We start from the raw sequence: 19,061 nt of genomic DNA on the forward strand, positions 1-19,061 counted from the left end.
AGCAGCACCGCGCCGCGAGGTCCTTTAGGAAGCCTGAAGGTTGCCGCGCACATGCCTCGCTAGAATCGCCGCATTCATCAAGGAGACTTCCAATGCGACTACATCACCTCTTGTTCCTGCTGGCGCTGCTGCTGCCGGTGGCGCGTAACGCTGGCGCGGCTGCGCCGCCAAAGCTGGAGCACACGATCGAGCTGCGCGCCCAGACCGTGTCCAGCCCGGTCATCGCGCAGGGAAAGCTGTACATCGGCGCCGAAGACGGCAATCTGTACGCCTTCGACATGGCCACGCGCAAACTGGCCTGGCTGTACCATGCCGGCGCCGGCGTCGCCTCCACGCCCGCCGTGGCCGATGGCCTGGTGTATGCCATGGCGCGCGACGGCCGCCTGCACGCAGTCGATGCGCGGAGCGGCGTGAAGCGCTGGGACTTCGCCCGCCGCGCCGCGTCGATGCGCGACCCGTGGGACTTCTGGCTCTCCTCGCCGGCGGTGGCCGCTGGCCGCGTCTACGTCGGCAGCCCGGACCAGAACATGTACGCGCTGGATGCCGCGACCGGCGCCGTGCTGTGGGCCTACAAGAGCGGCGGCATGATCCACGCGCCGCCGGCGGTGGCCGGCAATGCCCTGGTGTTCGGCAGCTGGGACGGCGCCGTGTACGCGCTCGATGCCGCGAGCGGCAAACAGCTGTGGCGCCACCAGTCGCAGCCCACAGCAGACTATATGATCGGCGTGCAGGCTGCGCCGCTGATCGAAGGCGACACGGTCTATATCGGCACGCGCGACGCATGGTTCTACGCGCTGGACCTGGCCAGCGGCAAAGTGAAATGGCGCTACAACGGCAAGGGTTCCTGGTTCATTTCCGGCGCCGTGGCCGACGCAGGCCGAATTTACGTCGGCACGTCCGACACCAACCTGCTGGTTGCGCTCGACAAGCAGAGCGGCCAGCCAGTGTTCGAGCATGACAGCAAGGTCTGGACCTACGCCAAGCCGGTGCTTGTTGGCGGCATGGTGATCGGCGCCAGCATGCGCGGCGAGCTGTTTGCGCTCGATGCGGCCAGCGGCAAACCGCAATGGTCATGGCGCACGCCGGAGAGCCAGGCCGACGCATTCGGACTGCTCGACAAGGCCAGCGGAAAGTTCGACAGCAAACGCATGTTCGAAGGCCCGCACTCCGTGGCGACCTCGATCGAACATGTGAAGCGCCTTGGCGCCTTCATTTCCAGCCCCGTGTGGCATGAAGGCCAGCTGGTGGCCGTCACTGCGGATGGACGCATCCTGTTCTTCCGCTAGTGCACAGCGCGGCTACCGCGCATCTGTCAGTTGCACGTGGCTTCGGCGTGACTGTGCTGGTGTTTGACGACGCCGGCGGAGGTGTTATCGGCAACTCGCTTGGCCAGGACTAATTCATCGCCAGCATACCGCTTCGGACGTGGCAGCGGCAGGCGCTGGGCACTCACCACGTGCACTTGGCGTCGATCTGCTGGCGCTCACGTCTGACGACACAGGCAGACGTGCCGTCGTCAATTCGCCTCGCCAACACAATCTCACCGGCAGCGCCGTAGCGGCAAACAAACCATTTGCCGTTGGGCGCTGGGCCGGCCAGTTCGAGCCAACTGTCGGTTGATCCATGACGCGTAATCTGGGTTTTGCCAGGCTTGAGGAAGGCTCTGCTCTCCGGTGGCCCAAGCATGGGTTCCGCGGAGTGCAGGCGTGTCGCGTCCAGTACAGATGCTGTCCAACCATCTTGTGCCGCGACCTGGATGGAAGACGCTGCAAGGGTAGGCGGACATTCCATCTTGTGCTGGGAAGGCGCCGCATGGCAAAGTCCCGCAGCGCAAAGCAAGGCCACCGTTGGCGTAGATGACAGGTTCATATGGCGCTCATTCAATTATCTGGTAGGCGTCCGCGTTGTTGCTGGCGTCGGGCCAACTGCCGTCCTTCTTCTGTTTCAAACGTCGTGCAGTGATGAATCTTGACGAGATTGTGGGTTTTTTGTTCTCGCCGGGTGGCCTGTCGTCGCGCCACTGGTCCATGACCCAGAATCCGTTTACGCCGTGGCGCAAAAACAATGCGGCGTGATTGCCGCCAGACTTGCTTTGATAGCCGCCGTTGACGAACGTGGCGATGGCTGTGCCAATCCGTATGTTGTTGTTCCCCAGTACGGGCGCACCCGCCTTCCAGCTCCGGTGGTGAGGGGCTCCGGCGTAAGCCTGGACCAATGCGACGCACTGCGTGGATCCGACCTTTGCTTTACCTTCGAGATCCGCAACTTGCGAGTAGATATATTGCATGACTGCCTCCCTCGAGTGGAAACGGAGGTTCATTGTCATGCGGCGGCCACAGGGCTGTTTTGCGCGCGATCAAATGTTACGTTGCAGGGGCGGCGGAAAACAAAAAAGCCTCATCCGAAGATGAGGCTTTCCTGTTTCATTCTGGTAGGCCGTGCGGGGCTCGAACCTGCGACCAACGGATTAAAAGTCCGCTGCTCTACCAACTGAGCTAACGACCCGAAAGAGGCCGTATTATATACAAGGTTCCTTGCGTTTGCCAAGTGGGTTTTTACATCACCCCATGGCCGTGACTTTGAGGACCTCCTCCGCCGTGGTCACGCCATCGAGCACCTTGAGCGCGCCGGCGATGCGCAGCGGCTTCATGCCCTCGGCCACCGCCTGCTTGCGCAGGGCGTTGATGTCGGTTTCCTCCTCCACCAGGGAGTTGAAGGCTTCGCTGGTGGTGAGCAGCTCGTAGATGCCGGTGCGGCCGCGGTAGCCGGTCTGGCGGCATTCCGGGCAGCCCACCGGGCGGTAGATCTGCTCCGGCTTGGGGATGTCCCAGCCGCTGGTCAGGCCGTGCCAGATATCGTCGGCGATCTCGCCGCCGGCTTCCTTGCATTCGGCGCACAGGGTACGCACCAGGCGCTGCGCCATGATGCCGATCAGCGTCGCCTCCAGCATGTAGTAGGGCACGCCCAGCTCCAGCAGGCGCATCACGGCGGACGGCGCGTCGTTGGTGTGCAGGGTGGACAGCACCAGGTGGCCGGTCAGCGCCGCCTGGATCGCCATTTCCGCCGTCTCCAGGTCGCGGATCTCGCCGACCATGATGATGTCCGGGTCCTGGCGCATCAGCGCGCGCACGCCGTCGGCGAAAGTCAGGTCGATGCCGGGCTGCACCTGCATCTGGTTGAAGGACGCCTCGACCATCTCGATCGGGTCTTCCACCGTGCAGACGTTGACCTCCGGCGTCGCCAGCGCCTTCAGCGTGGTGTACAGGGTGGTGGTCTTGCCGGAGCCGGTCGGGCCGGTCACCAGGATGATGCCGTGCGGGCGGTTGGTCAGCGCATCCCAGCGCTGCGCATCCTGCGGCGGGAAGCCCAGTTCCGGCAGCGTTTTCACCACTACGTCCGGGTCGAAGATACGCATCACCAGCTTCTCGCCGAAGGCGGTCGGCAGGGTGGACAGGCGCAGCTCGATTTCCTGGCCGCCGGCGGTGCGGGTCTTGATGCGGCCGTCCTGCGGGCGGCGCTTCTCGATCACGTCCATGCGGCCGAGCAGCTTGATGCGCGCCGTCATGGCGATCATCACCACCGCCGGCACCTGGTACACCTGGTGCAGCACGCCGTCGATACGGAAGCGGATGGTGCCCAGGTCGCGCTTGGGCTCCAGGTGGATATCCGAAGCGCGCTGCTCGAAGGCGTACTGCCACAGCCAGTCCACGATGTTGACCACGTGCTGGTCGTTGGCATCGACCGCCTTGTTGGTCTTGCCCATCTCGACCAGTTGCTCGAAGTTGTTGCGCAGCGCCACATCCTGGCCGGTGTTCTTGTTGGCGATCTTGATCGACTTGGCCAGCGAGAAGAACTGCGAGGTGTACTGCGAGATATCGAGCGGGTTGGAGATGACGCGCTTGATCACGCGGCGCGCCACCTTGGCGATTTCCGCCTCCCACTCCAGGGCGAAAGGATCTGCGGTGGCCACGATCAGCGTATCGGGCGTGATTTCCACCGGCAGGATATTGAAGCGCGCCGCATAGCTGGCCGACATCACGTCCGCCACCTTGGTGAAGTCGATCTTCAGCGGATCGATGCGGTAGAAGGGCAGCTTGGAGCGCTGCGCCACCCACTCGGTCAGCGCATCCAGCGTGAGCAGCTTGCCGCTCTTGACCGAAATCAGCTTGCAGTGCGCCACAGCGCTGAGCGGATGCATGGAGCCCGGCGTGTTGCGCATGATGCCCTGGGCCTGCGCGTAATGGGCTTTGACTTCGGCCTTCTCGACCATTCCATCAGCCAGCAGCCAGGTGAAGATAACTTGAAGATCGAGTGCTTTTGCCATGTTCGACCTTATGCGAGTGCGGCTTTCAAGCCCTTGACCCAGGACTTGGCGGGCAACTTGGTGTCGGCCACGATCTGGGCGGCGCGCTCGGCCAGCGCGGCCAGGTCGATCTCGCGGCGCGTCTTGATGGCGATCGCCACCACGTTCCCGTCATGCACCTGCGGCAGCGAGACCACCTGCGCGAAGGCGAACTTCATCGCCTTCAGGTTCTTGGCGTAGCTTGGATGGTCGCCGAACAGGTTGATGGTCATGATGCCATCGTCCGCCAGGCAGGCGGCGCAGGCCTGGTAGAACTCGGGCGTATCGAGCACTGGGCCGCGCGCGGTGGCGTCGTACAGGTCCACCTGCAGCGCATCGAGGGTGCCATGGTGGTCCGGGTTGGTGACGTAATCCATCGCATCCATTTCGACCACGTTCAGGCGGCCGTCGTTCTCCGGCAGCTTGAACATGGAATAGCAGATGCTGATCACCGACGGGTTCAGCTCCACCGCGGTGACGCGCGCCTCGGGGAAGGTCTTGTAGCAGAACTTGGTCAGCGCACCGGTGCCAAGGCCCAGCTGCGCGACATGGCGCGGCGCCGTGTTCCACAGCATCCAGGCCATCATCTGCTGGGCATACTCCAGCTCCGGCCAGTCCGGCTTACGGATACGCATGGCACCCTGCACCCATTCGGTGCCGAAATGCAGGTAGCGCACCCCGTCCAGTTCCGACAAGGTCACAGGCGCGAACTTCGGCTTGCGGGTAGCGGGGCGCGAAGACTCTTCTTTTTCGATGGATTTACGTTTAATCAGCATAGCCGCATTATCCTTGCTTCCCAGCAAGCGCACAAACGAAAAAATGGGGACGTACCCTATTTTCCGCGCAGCGGAAAATAGGGTACGTCCCCATTTTTCTAGAAACTTTAGTTGTGCATCGGTTCTACCGAGACGCGCAGGCGGATGCGCTGGCCGGGGTCGTAGCTCATGAAGTTGGTGTAGATGCGGCCGCGGTAGTCGTATTCGACGTTGTAGCCGGTGGTGCGGGTTTCATAGGCGTCGACCATGCGGCATTGCTTGACGGCCTGTTCCTGCACGGCGCCGGGCTGCACGTTGGCGTTGGCGCTGCGGTCGCCGATCACGGCGCCGGCAATGGCGCCGGCGGCGGTGGCGGCGGTCTTGCCGCTGCCGGAACCGACCTGGCTGCCGACCACGGCGCCCAGCACGCCGCCCAGGATGGCGCCGCCAGGGCTACGCTCGGCCGGCTGCTGCACCTGCACGTACTCGGTGCGGCACTCCTGGCGCGGGCGGTTGACTTGCTCGGTCACCGGGGTGACGCGGGTGACGCGGCCGTAATCTTCGAAATCGGTGGCCTGCGCCAGCGGCAGGGCACCCAGGCTCAGCGCGGCGAAAATCAATTTAGTTTTGGCATTCATTTTGTTTACCTCGTTTTCTATTTCGGCAGTTCGCTTGGTTAAATGGGAATTGCACGACTTAATAGTAACGCCGGCGCCTGTATCCTTGTGGGAAGTAAGGCAACAAAATGTAACCCCATGCTTTTGGGTTAATATGGTAAGTTTTTAACAAAACTTGCGTTAGGACTCACTTTCGGGTTGATTCATAGAGTACAACACGTTACCCTTATGGCGTGGAATCAGATTGACAGGGAGAAACGAAAGCTCCGGCCCCGGCGCATTGACCCGCCTGTGGCTTGTATTTGATAGGTCGATTTGAGGGAAAGATGAGTTTGTTGATAACTGTGCCGCCTAATTTAGTCCAGTCTATTCGCGCGTTTCGCGTGGCGGAGCTGCAGGACGAGGCAGCGCGCCTGGGGCAGCACTTCTTATATGCGCATTGCAATGCCGGCCTGACCAAGCAGCAAGTCCTGGGCATTATTGGCGAGTCTTTCCACATCCCTAAGCCGCACGCGAAGAATTTCGATGCCCTGCGCGAGACCCTGACCGAAACCATGGCCAAGGCCGGTGAGCAGCCGGGCTTCCTGATCGTGCTGGAGCAGTTGCCAAATACGCAAAAGTTCGACCGCGAGGCGCGCGAGTGCCTGCTGGATGTGTTCCGTGATGCGGCCGATTACTGGGCCGAAAAGAAAGTCCCGTTCCGCGTCTTCTACTCCTTCGAGTAGTTTTTCCTCCCCACTTGCATACTCTGCTGCGACGCAGCATAATGTCGCGTTGGCTCGCCTGAGCAGGTACAATGGCGGCCATGAAAAACATCGTCATCCTCATTTCCGGACGCGGAAGCAATATGGAAGCGGTGGTCCGTGCAGCCCAGGCCGAACAATGGCCAGCGCGCATTGCCGCCGTCATCAGCAATAAGGCGGACGCCAAGGGCCTGGAATTTGCGGCCCGGCACGGCATCCCGACCGCCGTAGTCAGCAACAAGGATTACCCGAGCCGCGAAGCATTCGATGCTGCGCTGCAGGAAGTCATTGACGGCTTTAACCCCGACCTGGTGGTGCTGGCCGGTTTCATGCGCATTTTGACGCCGGGTTTCGTGCAGCATTACGAAAACCGCATGCTGAACATCCACCCATCGCTGCTGCCGCTGTTCCCAGGACTGCATACGCACGAGCAGGCACTGGCCGCCGGCGAAACCACGCATGGCGCCACGGTGCACTTCGTGACCGCCGAGCTGGACCATGGCCCGCTGGTGGACCAGGTCTCGGTCCCGGTCCTGCCGGGCGACACAGCCGATGTGCTGGCGGCCCGCGTGCTCGAGCAGGAATGGATCATGTACCCGCGCGCTATCCGCTGGTTCATTGAAGGCCGCATCAAGGTCGAGGATGGCAAGGTCGTTATTGACCGCAACTAAATCAGAAAGAACATCATGCGTTTGCCACCATACGTCCTCACCAACGCCGAAAACGTGCTGCGTGAAATCATGCGCTTCACCGCGCCGGCCGACACCGTCCTGTCGCACTTCTTCAAATCGCACCCGAAGCTGGGCGGCCGCGAGCGCGGCGCCATTGCCGAGGCGGTCTATGCCGTGCTGCGTAACAAAGCCTTCTTCACCGACCGCGCCGAAGCTGGCGCTGGCGGCGCCACCATGCGCCGCCTGGTGCTGCTGGGCATGGCCGATGCCGTCGGTTTCGACGCCCTGCCGGGCCTGAGCGAAGACGAAGCAGAATGGCTCAAGCGCCAGCTGGAAATCGACCGCTCGCTGCTGCACAAATCGATGCGCGCCAATATGCCGAAGTGGCTGTTCGACAAGCTGGTCGCCCAATATGGCGAAGACGAAACCCTGGTACTGGCCGATGCGCTGAACACCCCAGCGCCGCTGGACCTGCGCGTCAACGCCATGAAGACCGGCCGTGACGAAGTAATCGCCGAACTGGCGACCGCCCCGATCGCCGCCGAGCCGACTCCGTACGCCCCGCTCGGCCTGCGCCTGAAGAAAAAACCGGCACTGCAGAACCTGCCGCTGTTCAAATCCGGCGCGATTGAAGTGCAGGACGAAGGCAGCCAGCTGCTGGCCCAGATCCTCGGCGCCAAGCGCGGCGAGATGGTGGTCGACTTCTGCGCCGGCGCCGGCGGCAAGACGCTGGCGCTGGGCGCGCAGATGCGCAACACCGGCCGCCTGTACGCGTTCGACGTGTCCGAAAAGCGTTTGAGCAAGCTGAAACCGCGCCTGGCGCGTTCCGGCCTGTCGAATGTGCACCCGGTCGCCATCGCCCACGAGAAAGATGCCAAGGTCAAGCGCCTGGCCGGCAAGATCGACCGCGTGCTGGTGGACGCGCCATGCTCCGGCATGGGCACGCTGCGCCGCAACCCGGACGTGAAATGGCGCCAGCCGGAAAGCGCGATCGCCGAGATGCATGAAAAGCAGGTCTCGATCCTGGACGGCGCCGCGCGCCTGGTGAAAGGCGGCGGCCGCCTGGTGTACGCCACCTGCTCGCTGCTGGAGGAAGAGAACGACGCGGTGGCCAAGCAGTTCATTGAAACCCACCCGGACTTCGAGCTGGTCCCAATGAGCAAAGTGTTGGCCGAACAAAAGATCGCCAACCTCGAGATGGGCGACTACCTGAAGCTGCTGCCGCACAAGCACCAGACGGACGGCTTCTTCGCCGCCGTATTCGAGCGCAAGCCGATGGCCAAGTCCGCCAAGGCCGACGCCGACGAAGAGTAAACCCGCAAATGTCCACCTTGGGGTCAGGAAGAAAAGTGGACATTTTCCTGGGAAATGTCCACTTTTCTTCCTGACCCCGAAGTGGACATTTAATGGAGGAAATGAATGCCGTTGGCGAATTTGCTGGATGATTTGTTGGGGGATCTGCGCGATCCGGGTCTGATGTGGCAGGTGGGGGCGATTGCGCTTTCCATCTTGCTGGGCTGGACGCTGTCGCGCTTCCTGCGCCGTAACGTGGAGTCGCGCGAGCCGCATAACGGGGTGGCGCGCTTTGGTGTGGAGAGCTTCGGCCGCGTGGTCGGACCACTGGCGATCCTGGTGCTGCTGTGGATTTCGCAGAAGGTCCTGGGCCGCTGGCATCACACCAACCTGATCAGCATTGCGCTGCCCATCTTCAGCTCGCTGGCGGTGATCCGCTTCGGCTTCTACCTGCTGCGCCGGGTGTTTGTGCGCGGCGGCGTGGTGGGCGAGGGCATGCTCACTTTCGAAAAAGTGTTCCAGCTGCTGGTGTGGCTGGCCTTTGTGCTCTACATCACGGGCATGTACCGCGACATTTTCGCCTTCCTGGACGATACGCTGGTGCCATTGGGTAAGCACAAGGTGTCGATCGCGGCCATCCTGCAGGCGGCCGTGTCGGTCGTGGTGCTGCTGTTGCTGGCCATGTGGGCCGGTGCGGCGCTGGAAGAGCGTTTGATGAACATGTCGTCAATGCATTCCAGCCTGCGCGTGGTGATGGCGCGCATGGGCCGCGCGGTGCTGATCCTGGTGGCGGTGCTGGCCAGCCTGTCGCTGGTGGGTATCGACCTGACCGTGCTGTCGGTGTTCGGCGGTGCGCTGGGTGTCGGTCTCGGTCTGGGCTTGCAGAAGATCGCGAGCAACTATGTGTCGGGCTTTATCATCCTGCTCGATCGCAGCCTGACCATCGGTAACGTGATCACGGTCGACAAATACAGCGGCCAGGTGACCCAGATCAACACGCGCTACACCGTGCTGCAAGGCACGGATGGCGTGGAGGCGATCGTGCCGAACGAGATGCTGGTGTCGGGCGCAGTGCTGAACTCTTCGCTGTCGAACAAGGCGGTGGTGCTGACCACGCGCGTGACCGTGGGCTACGAGTGTGATGTGGACTTCGTGCTGAAGCTGCTGGAAGACGCGGCCCTGAGCGTGGAGCGTGTGCTGAAGGACAAGCCGCCGTCGGGCGCGCTGCAGGCCTTCGGCGCCGATGGCCTGGAGCTGGCCGTGTCGTTCTGGATCAACGATCCGGAAAATGGCCGCGGCGGCGTGACCTCCGATGTCAATCGCGCAATCTGGAAGGCTTTGAAAGAAAACGGTATAACTGTACCGTTCCCGCAACGCGAGGTGCGTGTGCTTGGCTCTGGGCCAGCCGCGGTCGCCTAAAAAATAGTCAGTTCCTCGGGGAAAACCTTCCTCTCATCACCTATGAATGCGCGTACAATGACGCCATTCGAGGTATTCATTTGGAGTTGTAATGGATTTAAGTGCAGTTCTTGATTTCTTCAGCAACGGCGTGACCGGCCTGGGCGTGTGGGGCACGGTGGCGGCGACGCTGATCCTGACCCATATCACCATCGCCAGCGTGACGATCTTCCTGCATCGCCACCAGGCGCACCGTGCATTGGACCTGCACGCGATCCCGTCGCACTTCTTCCGCTTCTGGCTGTGGCTGACCACCGGCCAGGTGACCAAGGAGTGGGCGGCCATCCACCGCAAGCACCACGCCAAGTGCGATACCGAGGAAGATCCGCACAGCCCGGTCACCAAGGGTATCAAGACCGTGTTCTGGCAAGGCGCCGAGCTGTACCGCGCTGAATCGAAGAACAAGGAAACCATGGAGAAGTACGGCCATGGCACGCCGGACGACTGGATCGAGCGCAACCTGTACTCGCGCTTCTCGTGGCAGGGCGTGGCGCTGATGCTGATCATCGACGTCATCCTGTTCGGCGCCAAGGGTATTACCGTGTGGGCGGTGCAGATGCTGTGGATTCCCGTGACTGCCGCCGGCATCATCAACGGTATCGGCCACTACTGGGGCTACCGCAACTACGACTGCTCCGATGCTGCCACCAACATCATCCCTTGGGGCATCATCATCGGCGGCGAAGAGCTGCACAACAACCACCACACCTACGCGACCTCGGCCAAGCTGTCGTCCAAGTGGTATGAGTTCGATATCGGCTGGGGCTATATCCGCGCCATGGAAATCGTCGGCCTGGCCAAAGTGAAGAAGATGCCGCCGAAGCCGAAGTTCGATACCGCCAAGGTGAAGGCTGACTTCGAAACGCTGCAGTCCGTGATCGCCAACCGCTACGATGTGATGGCCAAGTACGCCAAGTCGGTCAAGTTGGCCTGGAAGGAAGAGCTGGAGCACCTGAAGGACAAGGCCAAGCTGGAATCGCGTTTCCTGAAGTCGTCGCGCAAGCTGCTGCAGCGCGAGCCGGGCAAGCTGGAAGCGCCGCAGAAGCAGCAGCTGATCGAGCTGTTCCAGCACTCCAAGGCGCTGGAAACCATGCACAATATGCGCGCGGAACTGAGCGTGCTGTGGGAGCGTTCGCACTTCAGCCGCGATGAGCTGGTGCAGAAGCTGCAAGACTGGTGCGAGCGCGCGGAAGCGTCGGGCATCAAGTCGCTGCAGGAGTTCTCCCTGCGCCTGCGCAGCTACGCGTAAGCGCAGGCGCTGCCCGGTCCAAACGGCCCTGCGGGGCCGTTTTCTTTTTTGAGCCGCTGGCGCGCTGCGGTTCGGGTGACGGCAGTGCCGCGCCGATCATTGCAGGCGGTACACCGCGTACGGCGGCCTTTCTTTGCGGTAGCCCGGCCCGCACCAGAAGTCGCGCTGGATGAAGTCCGAGATCCAATCCTTGCCATCGAATCCGGCGATGTGGCCCGCCGGGTTGCCGCCCTTGTAGGGCTGCAGGACGACGATGTCACCGGACTGAAAAGGAAAAGCGTCCGGATCCTTCACCGGGATTTCGCGATAGCCTAACAGGCACAATCTTTCACCCCAGTTTCTTGCCAGCGCAGGGTAGGGCGGCTGGATATCCGCCCCTGCTTCTTGCAGCGCCTGCCGTACCCATCGCGCACATTTCCCTGCGCCGAAACCGCCCACCGCATGCCCCCGCAGGTGTTTGGTGAACCTGTCGATATCGATAGCCATGGCCGCCTCCCCCAAACTTTTGATTCCAGTGTTGCGCCATGCCGCTGCTTCGGCTTTGAGGCGGCGCAAAGGCGCTCGGCGCACCATTGCCTTAACAGCAATCCTTTCCGCCGCGCGCTCCGCCAAATCGTGTTGGCGTGACTTCTAAGTTGGGAGTATTCTGTTTCCATGAATAAATATTTCTTCAGCTTTACGCTCGCCATGCTGCTGGCGGGCGGCGCCCAGGCCAAGACCTGGGAGGTCAAGCCGGACGGATTGGGGCCGTACAAGGTCGGTGCGCGCTATGAAAACCTGGGCAGGACGTTTGGCGGCTTGGGCGCGGAAACGCTCAGTGCCGACAAGTCGTGCCGCGTCGCGCCCTCCAGGCGCTATCCCCACCTGCGGGTGACTTTCGTGCGCAAGGTGGTGGCACGGGTCGATGTGGCTGCGGGCTACCGCACCGACCGCGGCGTGGCGGTGGGCGATCCATTGGCCAAGCTGCAGCGCGTGTATGGCGAGGCGGTGCGGCCGCATCCGCAGAATGCAGACTGGCTGATGGCCGATACGGGCGACCGCGAATTGTCCATCCGCTATGTCATGCGCGGGGGCAGGGTGGCGGCCATCCACGCCGGCAAGCGGGCGCAGTTGCAGACGCTGGCAGGCTGCCAATAAAAAAACCGCCCGGAAGGGCGGTTTTTTGTTCGAACCGAAGATCGATTACTTGATCTTGGTTTCCTTGTACATCACGTGCTTACGTGCTTTAGGATCGAACTTCATGATTTCCATTTTGGAAGGCATGGTGCGCTTGTTTTTGGTCGTGGTGTAGAAGTGACCAGTACCAGCGGTCGATTCCAGCTTGATCTTGTCGCGGCCAGTTTTTGCCATGATTCAGCTCCCTATTAAACTTTCTCGCCACGCGCACGCATGTCGGCCAGGACGGCGTCGATGCCGACCTTGTCGATTACGCGCAGACCGGCGTTAGACAGACGCAGGGAGACCCAGCGGTTTTCAGATTCAACAAAAATACGGCGGTTCTGCAGGTTTGGCAGGAAACGACGCTTGGTTTTGTTGTTTGCGTGGGAAACGTTGTTGCCGACCATCGGCTTCTTCCCAGTAACTTGGCAAACACGTGCCATGGCACACTCCTTGAATTACTTCCGAAATTGGAAAAACAAGAGTATATGGAAATTTCCCAAGATTTTCAAGCACTTGCGAAAAACAATTGTGTCATGTGCGATTGGCGAAATTTAACATTTGGCGGAGCCAGGTTTTGGCCCCGCCAAACGCGGTTTACACCTTGATATCTTCGCCGCGCGTGCGCCACAGCGAGTAGGCGATACCGGACATGATCAGCACCGCGGTCACCGCCAGCGACAGGGTGGCCGGGACCTTGCCACCGAACACAAAGTCGCCCAGGAAGATTTTGGAGCCGATGAATACCAGCACCGCCGCCAGCGAGTACTTCAGGTAGGTAAAGCGCTTCACCATTGCCGCCAGGGCGAAATAGAGGGCGCGCAGACCCAGCACAGCGAAGATGTTCGAGGTGTAGACGATGAACGGGTCACTGGTGATCGCGAAGATCGCCGGCACGCTGTCCACGGCAAACACCACGTCGGTCACTTCCACCATGCACAGCGCCAGGAACAGCGGGGTTGCATACAGCAGCGGCTTGCCGGCCGCATCCGGCTGGCGCACCAGGAAGGCGTTGCCGTGCAGCTTGTCCGTCACCCGCATGTGGCGCTTGAGCCAGGACAGGATGGCGTTGTCGCGCATATCGTCGTCGCCGGATTTCACAAAGAACATGCGGATACCGGTCAGCACCAGGAAGGCGCCGAAGATATACAGCGTCCAGTAATAGCTGGCCACCAGGGCCGAGCCGGCGCCGATCATGATGCCGCGCGTCACAATCACACCGACAATGCCCCAGAACAGCACACGGTGCTGGTAGGCGGCCGGGATGGCCAGCGTCGAGAAGATCAGCGAGATCACAAAGATATTATCCAGCGACAGGCTCTTCTCGATCAGGAAGCCGGTGTAAAAATGCAAACCTTTTTCGCCGCCGAACTCATACCACACCCACAGGCCGAACAGCAGGCCGGCCGAGAGGTAAAGCGCCGACAGTTTGAGGCTTTCGCGCACGCCAATCACATGGTCGTCGCGGTTCAGGATGCCCAGGTCGAGCACCAGCAGTACGGTTACTGCGGCGAGGAACACCAGCCAGGTCCAGGCTGGTGCGCCGAGCCAGAGGGCGGATAGCCATTCCATTTCTCAGTCCTTTCAGTGGATCACATGGGTCCAGCGGCGTGCAGCGCGGCGCACCAGGACGGTTTCGCGGCTGTCGAGCATGCCGTCGGCATAGACGATGTCGAGCATGGCCTTGAGCAGGCACATTTGCAGCACCGGGTCCTGGATCTCGGCCAGCACTTCGTCCAGCAGGGCGGGGTTGATCTCCACCAGGCCTGCGTTACGGTTGGGCACCGCCAGCAGCAAGTCTTCGCACAGCTCGCGCATGGTGCAGTCGAAGGTGTCGGCGTCCACCCCAACTTGCTCCAGGAAGGGGGCATTGCGCAGGGCGCTCAGCTCGGACGGGCTGACGTGGCCGTCGACAATCATGGTCAAGGCCAGGATGCGCGACATTGCTTGCGGCCCGTCGATGACATAGCTCTTCATTGCAGTTCTCCTCGGTTGAAAGTCCTTTCACTGTAATGGCGGGGTATCCTAAAGTAAAATCAATTAAACTCTGATAATCATCAACTTTTTCTGAGGTATTGCTTGATTAACTACAAGCACCTGCTGTATTTCCATGCGGTGGCCACGCAGGGGACGGTGGCCAAGGCAGCGCAGCAGCTGCACGTGTCGGCGCAGGCCATCAGCATGCAGCTGCAGCTGCTGGAAGAGCAGGTGGGCGAGGAGCTGCTGCAGAAGCAGGGGCGCCTGCTGCACCTGACCGAGGCGGGCAAGACGGTGCTGCATTACGCCAGCCGCATCTTCGACCTGGGCAACGAGCTGGAGCAGGTGGTGCGGCGCGGCGTGCTGGCGGGGCAGGAGACGCTGCGCGTCGGTATTTGCGACATCATCCCGAAGGCGATGGCGTTCCGCCTGCTCCAGCCGGCGCGCGCAGCGGGCATTGCCATGCACCTGATCTGCCGCGAGGGACGTTTTGAGGACCTTCTGCTGGACCTGGGCGCGCACCGCCTGGACCTGGTCGTGTCCGACCGCGCCTTGCCGCCGGGTGGGGCGGTGCGGGGGCACAGCCGCCTGCTGGGCACGAGCGGGCTGGCCGTGCTCGGCCACCCGGACCTGTGCCGCGCCTGGCCGGGCGAATTCCCTGCCAGCCTGCGCCTGGCGCCCTTCCTCTTGCCCGGCTCGGAGGCGACCGTGCGCAGCCAGCTTGACGCCTGGTTCGATGCGCACGATTTGCGCCCCATCGTGATGGGCGAGTTCGACGATGGCGCGTTGCTGAAGTCTTTTGCCCGCGCCGGCGACGGCTTTATCGTGGCGCCGCAGGTGCTGGTGCGCGAAGTGTGCGCCGAATACGGCTTGCAGCAGGCTGGAACGATCGATTCGGTGGTGGAGCAGTTTTATGCCGTGTCGGTGGAGCGCGCCTACGGCCACCCGGCGGTGCGCCGCATCCTGGATGGTGCGGCGGCGATTTTCGGCGGGGCTGCCGCCTGAGTCAGATCTGGCCGTGCTCGGCGAAGGAGTGCACCTGGTGCCCGGCCACCACGAAGTGGTCGAGGATGCGGATGTCGACCAGGGCCAGCGCCTGCACCAGCGCCCGCGTCAGCAGCACGTCCGATTCGCTGGGCGCGGGCGAGCCGGAAGGGTGGTTGTGCGCCAGCATGACGGCGGCGGCATTGCGCGCCAGCGCCTCGCGCACCACTTCGCGCGGGTAGACGCTGGTGTGGGTCAGCGTGCCGCGGAACAGTTCGCAGGCTTCAATCAGGCGGTTTTTCACGTCCAGGAACAGGACGTGGAAGGACTCGTAGGGCTGGCCAGCAAGCGACAGGCGCAGGAAATCCTTCACCGCGTGCGGCGAGGACAGTTCTTCGCCGCTGGCGATTTCCTCCGCGATGGCGCGCCGCGCCAGTTCGACAACGGCCTGCAGCTGGGCGTATTTGGCCGCGCCCAGGCCGGGCATGGCGGTGAAATCGGCGCGGCTGGCGTGGATCAGCGTGCGCAGGGAGCCGAAGCGGCCCAGCAGGTCGGTGGCCAGTGCCACCGCATCCTTGCCCGGTATGCCGACGCGCAGGAAGATGGCCAGCAATTCGGCGTCGGACAGGGCTTGCGGCCCGGCTTTCAACAATCGTTCGCGCGGCCGCAACTGCTCTGGCCAGTCGGAAATACCCATGGTCGCCTCCCTTCCAAGGTGCGTCATCCATTATCGGATGCCGCACGGGAGGCGGGTTTGCGTTGCCTCAGTGTTTGCGCTGGGGCGCAGGCCTTACTTCACGGTCCAGGTATCGAGTTCGGACATCAGGTCGTCGAGGGCGCTGAGCGAGGCCTGTGCCGCCAGCTCGTTGGCGCCGCCGGAAGTGCGGCAGTTGGTGTCGGTGATGACCGAATTGCGGGTATTCACCTGCAGGGTTGTGGTACCGCGCTTGCGCAGCGAGACGATGGCATGACCCACGCACATATTGCTCAAGGTATAGGCGTTGAACTGTACGACGATCTGGTGGTCCTTGTTAAATTTCTTGCAGTACTGCTCAGGAACATGGGCGCCGATCTTGTCTTCCATCCTGCTGCGGATCGCATTGTCGCCGTAGGTGTGCCAGGAGAACGTGCAGGCACTGGCGTTCATGGCGGCGAGGGTCAGGGCGGCGCCCAGCAAATATTTGCGCAAAATATTCTCCAGAAGTAACAAAGATTATTGACAGGAAACATTATAGCATATTTGTCAAGCTTGCCGCCCTACGCGGCTTGGCCGCGATCATGCGCCTTGGCTTACAATAGAGGATTGTCTGTTTACGCAAGCCTGCCATGTCTAACGTCGTCACCGCTTCGGCCTACCTCACCCTGCAATACCGCCTTGCCTCCATGGATGGCGTCAATATCGTCTCCACTTTTGAAGGCAATCCAGCTACGCTGATGCTGGGCCAGGGCCAGCTGGCGCCCAACCTGGAAGCGCTGCTGATCGGCCTGCCGGAAGGTACGCACAAGGTGTTCGAACTGGCGCCGGGCGAGGCCTTCGGCCCGCGCAACCCGGACCTGATCCAGGCCGTGTCGCGTGCGACCCTGGAGGAAAACTCGGATCCGGAAAACGAATACAAGGTCGGCGACCTGGTCGACTTCAATGCGCCGAACGGCGGCCGTTTCGCCGGCGTGCTGCGCGAACTGCGCGACGATGTCGCCATCTTCGACTTCAACCATCCGCTGGCCGGCCAGCCGGTCAAGTTTGAAGTGAACATCATCTCTGTGCTGTAAACCGCCATGGAAAAAGAAATCCTCCTCGCCCAGCCGCGCGGCTTTTGCGCCGGTGTGGACCGCGCCATCGAAATCGTCGAGCGCGCGCTGCAGCAGTTCGGCGCGCCGATCTATGTGCGCCACGAAATCGTGCACAACGCCTATGTGGTGGCCGACCTGCGCGCCAAGGGCGCCATCTTCATCGAAGAACTGGACGATGTCCCGGCCGGCAATACCCTGGTGTTCTCGGCCCACGGCGTCTCCAAAGCCGTGCGCGCGGAAGCCGAGGCGCGCGGCCTGTCGATCTTCGACGCTACTTGCCCATTGGTGACCAAGGTGCACGTGGAAGTGGCCAAGATGCGTAAGCAGGGCTGCGAGATCATCATGATCGGCCACGACGGCCACCCGGAAGTCGAAGGCACCATGGGCCAGACGGAAGAGGGCATGTACCTGGTTGAAACGGTGGAGGATGTGGCCAGCCTGCAGGTGCAAAACCCGGACCAGCTGGCCTATGTGTCGCAAACGACGCTTTCCGTGGATGATACGGCACAAATCATCGAAGCCCTTAAGGCAAAATACCCGAATATTATTGAGCCGAAAAAAGGCGACATTTGCTACGCCACCACCAACCGCCAGGAAGCTGTGAAATTCATGGCGCCGCAGGTGGAAGTGGTGATCGTGGTCGGTTCGCCGAACAGCTCGAATTCCAACCGCCTGCGCGAAGTGGCGGAGAAGAAGGGCACCCCGGCGTATATGGTGGACAACGCGGCGCAGATCGATCCGGCCTGGCTGGAAGGCAAGCTGCGCGTGGGTGTCACCGCCGGTGCTTCGGCGCCGGAAGTGCTGGTGGAAGCGGTCATCAACCGCCTGAAGGAACTGGGCGCGAAGAGCGTGCGCACCCTGGACGGCGTGGAGGAGGCGGTGACTTTCCCCCTGCCAAAAGGCCTTGATGGCGGCAAAAACAACAGCGCCCAGTGATTTGGGGCGGATCGGGAAAAATTTAATTTAGAATATTGCGGATTTTCCACGATTAGTTTTTCGGAAACCTCGCTATCATGGCGAACGCTTCCAAACGGCGGCACCACGAGGGAAACTTCGGGTGCCGTTTTTATTAGTTATTAAGGGCATACTCGATGGATACTTTTATCCAACAAATTCTGAACGGCCTGGTGCTGGGTAGTATGTATGCGCTGGTCGCCCTCGGTTATACGATGGTGTACGGCGTGCTGAACCTGATCAACTTCGCCCACGGCGACGTGCTGATGATCGGCGCGATGATCGGACTCTCCATCCTGAATTTGCTGGGCGTGTATGCGCCTGATATGCCGGGATACCTGAAACTCGGTATCGCCATCCTCGGCGCCATCCCTGCCTGCATGCTGGTGAACGTGATCATCGAGCGCGTCGCCTACCGCCGCCTGCGCAATGCGCCGCGCCTGGCGCCGCTGATTACCGCCATCGGCGTGTCCTACCTGCTGCAAACCTTCGCCATGATGATCTGGGGCCGCAACCCGCTGCCGTTCCCGCAGCTGCTGTCGTCCGACCCGATCATGATCGGTGGCGCGGTCATCACCACCACCCAGGTGCTGCTGCTGGTGCTGGCCGCCGTGTCGATGTTCGGCCTGGTCATGCTGGTGGAGCGCACCCGCATGGGCCGCGCCATGCGCGCCGTGGCCGAGAACCCGCGCGTCGCCGGCCTGATGGGCGTGGACTCCAACAAGATCATCGTCGCCACCTTCGCCATCGGCGCCGCGCTGGCGGCCGTGGCGGGCGTGATGTGGGGCGCGAACTACGCCTCGATCCAGTTCGCCATGGGCTTTATGCCGGGCCTGAAAGCCTTCTGCGCCGCGGTGCTGGGCGGTATCGGCAATATTTACGGCGCCATGATCGGCGGTATCGTGCTGGGCATTATCGAAGCGCTGGGCGCCGGCTATATCGGCGAACTGACCGGCGGCTTCCTGGGCTCGCACTACCAGGACATCTTCGCCTTCATCGTGCTGATCCTGGTGCTGACGGTGCGTCCGTCCGGCATCATGGGTGAACGCGTGGCCGACCGCGCCTGACA

At 61.9% G+C, this 19,061-nt stretch carries 23 protein-coding genes and 1 tRNA gene; 11 read left to right on the top strand and 13 right to left on the bottom strand.

Annotated features, from left to right (window positions below; genetic code table 11):
* Positions 1-92 precede the first annotated feature (92 nt).
* The gene (locus ACE3TQ_RS03600) at positions 93-1,286 is read left to right on the top strand and encodes a PQQ-binding-like beta-propeller repeat protein (protein ID WP_374580576.1); all 1,194 of its coding nucleotides are present in this window, start codon (positions 93-95) and stop codon (positions 1,284-1,286) included.
* 163 nt (positions 1,287-1,449) lie between these two features.
* Here ACE3TQ_RS03600 and ACE3TQ_RS03605 read toward each other — a convergent pair whose 3' ends face one another.
* The 6 genes from ACE3TQ_RS03605 to ACE3TQ_RS03630 all read right to left on the bottom strand — a co-directional run bounded on the left by ACE3TQ_RS03605 (position 1,450) and on the right by ACE3TQ_RS03630 (position 5,735).
* Positions 1,450-1,869 carry an STY0301 family protein gene (locus ACE3TQ_RS03605; RefSeq protein ID WP_374580577.1) on the bottom strand — a complete coding sequence of 140 codons (420 nt, stop codon included), beginning with the start codon at positions 1,867-1,869 and terminating at the stop codon, positions 1,450-1,452.
* A gap of 7 nt (positions 1,870-1,876) precedes the next feature.
* The gene (locus tag ACE3TQ_RS03610) at positions 1,877-2,287 is read right to left on the bottom strand and encodes a BPSL0067 family protein (protein ID WP_374580578.1); all 411 of its coding nucleotides are present in this window, start codon (positions 2,285-2,287) and stop codon (positions 1,877-1,879) included.
* 142 nt (positions 2,288-2,429) lie between these two features.
* A tRNA-Lys gene (locus ACE3TQ_RS03615) sits at positions 2,430-2,505 on the bottom strand.
* Positions 2,506-2,560: 55 nt separating this feature from the next.
* Positions 2,561-4,324 (bottom strand): GspE/PulE family protein, encoded by a 1,764-nt coding sequence (locus tag ACE3TQ_RS03620; RefSeq protein ID WP_374580579.1) that lies wholly within the window; start codon positions 4,322-4,324, stop codon positions 2,561-2,563.
* Positions 4,325-4,332: 8 nt separating this feature from the next.
* The gene (locus ACE3TQ_RS03625; protein ID WP_374580580.1) at positions 4,333-5,118 is read right to left on the bottom strand and encodes a spermidine synthase; all 786 of its coding nucleotides are present in this window, start codon (positions 5,116-5,118) and stop codon (positions 4,333-4,335) included.
* Between the two features lie 107 nt (positions 5,119-5,225).
* Positions 5,226-5,735 (bottom strand): glycine zipper 2TM domain-containing protein, encoded by a 510-nt coding sequence (locus ACE3TQ_RS03630; protein WP_374580581.1) that lies wholly within the window; start codon positions 5,733-5,735, stop codon positions 5,226-5,228.
* Positions 5,736-6,040: 305 nt separating this feature from the next.
* Here ACE3TQ_RS03630 and ACE3TQ_RS03635 point away from each other — a divergent pair, with 305 nt between their 5' ends.
* The 5 genes from ACE3TQ_RS03635 to ACE3TQ_RS03655 all read left to right on the top strand — a co-directional run bounded on the left by ACE3TQ_RS03635 (position 6,041) and on the right by ACE3TQ_RS03655 (position 11,128).
* Positions 6,041-6,439 carry a barstar family protein gene (locus tag ACE3TQ_RS03635; protein WP_374580582.1) on the top strand — a complete coding sequence of 133 codons (399 nt, stop codon included), beginning with the start codon at positions 6,041-6,043 and terminating at the stop codon, positions 6,437-6,439.
* 80 nt (positions 6,440-6,519) lie between these two features.
* Positions 6,520-7,128 carry a phosphoribosylglycinamide formyltransferase gene (gene purN, locus ACE3TQ_RS03640; protein ID WP_374580583.1) on the top strand — a complete coding sequence of 203 codons (609 nt, stop codon included), beginning with the start codon at positions 6,520-6,522 and terminating at the stop codon, positions 7,126-7,128.
* Between the two features lie 15 nt (positions 7,129-7,143).
* On the top strand, positions 7,144-8,442 hold the full coding sequence (locus tag ACE3TQ_RS03645; protein WP_374580584.1) for an RsmB/NOP family class I SAM-dependent RNA methyltransferase: 1,299 nt from the start codon (positions 7,144-7,146) through the stop codon (positions 8,440-8,442).
* A gap of 105 nt (positions 8,443-8,547) precedes the next feature.
* On the top strand, positions 8,548-9,840 hold the full coding sequence (locus ACE3TQ_RS03650; protein ID WP_374580585.1) for a mechanosensitive ion channel family protein: 1,293 nt from the start codon (positions 8,548-8,550) through the stop codon (positions 9,838-9,840).
* 91 nt (positions 9,841-9,931) lie between these two features.
* The gene (locus ACE3TQ_RS03655; protein ID WP_374580586.1) at positions 9,932-11,128 is read left to right on the top strand and encodes a fatty acid desaturase; all 1,197 of its coding nucleotides are present in this window, start codon (positions 9,932-9,934) and stop codon (positions 11,126-11,128) included.
* Positions 11,129-11,224: 96 nt separating this feature from the next.
* On the opposite strand, the gene ACE3TQ_RS03660 is transcribed toward ACE3TQ_RS03655, so the two are convergent.
* Complete coding sequence (locus ACE3TQ_RS03660) at positions 11,225-11,614, bottom strand: hypothetical protein (RefSeq protein ID WP_374580587.1); 390 nt, start codon at positions 11,612-11,614, stop codon at positions 11,225-11,227.
* A gap of 168 nt (positions 11,615-11,782) precedes the next feature.
* Between ACE3TQ_RS03660 and ACE3TQ_RS03665 the strand changes: the two genes are divergently transcribed.
* Entirely contained in the window at positions 11,783-12,265 is a 483-nt protein-coding gene (locus ACE3TQ_RS03665) for a hypothetical protein (protein WP_374580588.1), read from the top strand.
* A 45-nt stretch (positions 12,266-12,310) separates the two neighbouring features.
* Here ACE3TQ_RS03665 and rpmG read toward each other — a convergent pair whose 3' ends face one another.
* The 4 genes from rpmG to ACE3TQ_RS03685 all read right to left on the bottom strand — a co-directional run bounded on the left by rpmG (position 12,311) and on the right by ACE3TQ_RS03685 (position 14,263).
* Positions 12,311-12,481, bottom strand: a complete 171-nt coding sequence (rpmG, locus tag ACE3TQ_RS03670; RefSeq protein ID WP_028101815.1) for a 50S ribosomal protein L33 — start codon at positions 12,479-12,481, stop codon at positions 12,311-12,313.
* A gap of 11 nt (positions 12,482-12,492) precedes the next feature.
* The gene (gene rpmB / locus ACE3TQ_RS03675) at positions 12,493-12,729 is read right to left on the bottom strand and encodes a 50S ribosomal protein L28 (RefSeq protein WP_008451488.1); all 237 of its coding nucleotides are present in this window, start codon (positions 12,727-12,729) and stop codon (positions 12,493-12,495) included.
* A 154-nt stretch (positions 12,730-12,883) separates the two neighbouring features.
* Positions 12,884-13,858: a TerC family protein gene (locus ACE3TQ_RS03680; protein ID WP_374580589.1), complete on the bottom strand. Its 975-nt coding sequence runs from the start codon at positions 13,856-13,858 to the stop codon at positions 12,884-12,886.
* A 12-nt stretch (positions 13,859-13,870) separates the two neighbouring features.
* Positions 13,871-14,263 (bottom strand): TerB family tellurite resistance protein, encoded by a 393-nt coding sequence (locus ACE3TQ_RS03685; RefSeq protein ID WP_374580590.1) that lies wholly within the window; start codon positions 14,261-14,263, stop codon positions 13,871-13,873.
* A 102-nt stretch (positions 14,264-14,365) separates the two neighbouring features.
* Here ACE3TQ_RS03685 and ACE3TQ_RS03690 point away from each other — a divergent pair, with 102 nt between their 5' ends.
* Positions 14,366-15,268 carry a LysR family transcriptional regulator gene (locus ACE3TQ_RS03690; RefSeq protein WP_374580591.1) on the top strand — a complete coding sequence of 301 codons (903 nt, stop codon included), beginning with the start codon at positions 14,366-14,368 and terminating at the stop codon, positions 15,266-15,268.
* Position 15,269: 1 nt separating this feature from the next.
* Here ACE3TQ_RS03690 and radC read toward each other — a convergent pair whose 3' ends face one another.
* Both radC and ACE3TQ_RS03700 read right to left on the bottom strand, forming a co-directional pair.
* Positions 15,270-15,944 carry a DNA repair protein RadC gene (gene radC / locus ACE3TQ_RS03695; protein WP_374580592.1) on the bottom strand — a complete coding sequence of 225 codons (675 nt, stop codon included), beginning with the start codon at positions 15,942-15,944 and terminating at the stop codon, positions 15,270-15,272.
* A gap of 93 nt (positions 15,945-16,037) precedes the next feature.
* Entirely contained in the window at positions 16,038-16,436 is a 399-nt protein-coding gene (locus ACE3TQ_RS03700; RefSeq protein WP_374580594.1) for a hypothetical protein, read from the bottom strand.
* A 137-nt stretch (positions 16,437-16,573) separates the two neighbouring features.
* On the opposite strand from ACE3TQ_RS03700, the gene ACE3TQ_RS03705 reads away from it, so the two are divergent.
* From ACE3TQ_RS03705 to ACE3TQ_RS03715, 3 genes are all read left to right on the top strand, one after another.
* Positions 16,574-17,017 carry a peptidylprolyl isomerase gene (locus tag ACE3TQ_RS03705; RefSeq protein ID WP_374580595.1) on the top strand — a complete coding sequence of 148 codons (444 nt, stop codon included), beginning with the start codon at positions 16,574-16,576 and terminating at the stop codon, positions 17,015-17,017.
* Positions 17,018-17,023: 6 nt separating this feature from the next.
* Complete coding sequence (gene ispH / locus ACE3TQ_RS03710) at positions 17,024-17,974, top strand: 4-hydroxy-3-methylbut-2-enyl diphosphate reductase (protein WP_374580596.1); 951 nt, start codon at positions 17,024-17,026, stop codon at positions 17,972-17,974.
* Between the two features lie 155 nt (positions 17,975-18,129).
* Positions 18,130-19,059: a branched-chain amino acid ABC transporter permease gene (locus tag ACE3TQ_RS03715; protein WP_374580597.1), complete on the top strand. Its 930-nt coding sequence runs from the start codon at positions 18,130-18,132 to the stop codon at positions 19,057-19,059.
* The last annotated feature ends 2 nt before the right edge of the window (positions 19,060-19,061 follow it).

This window comes from Pseudoduganella sp., from assembly GCF_041914865.1.
In the GTDB taxonomy this organism is placed as follows: domain Bacteria; phylum Pseudomonadota; class Gammaproteobacteria; order Burkholderiales; family Burkholderiaceae_D; genus Rugamonas.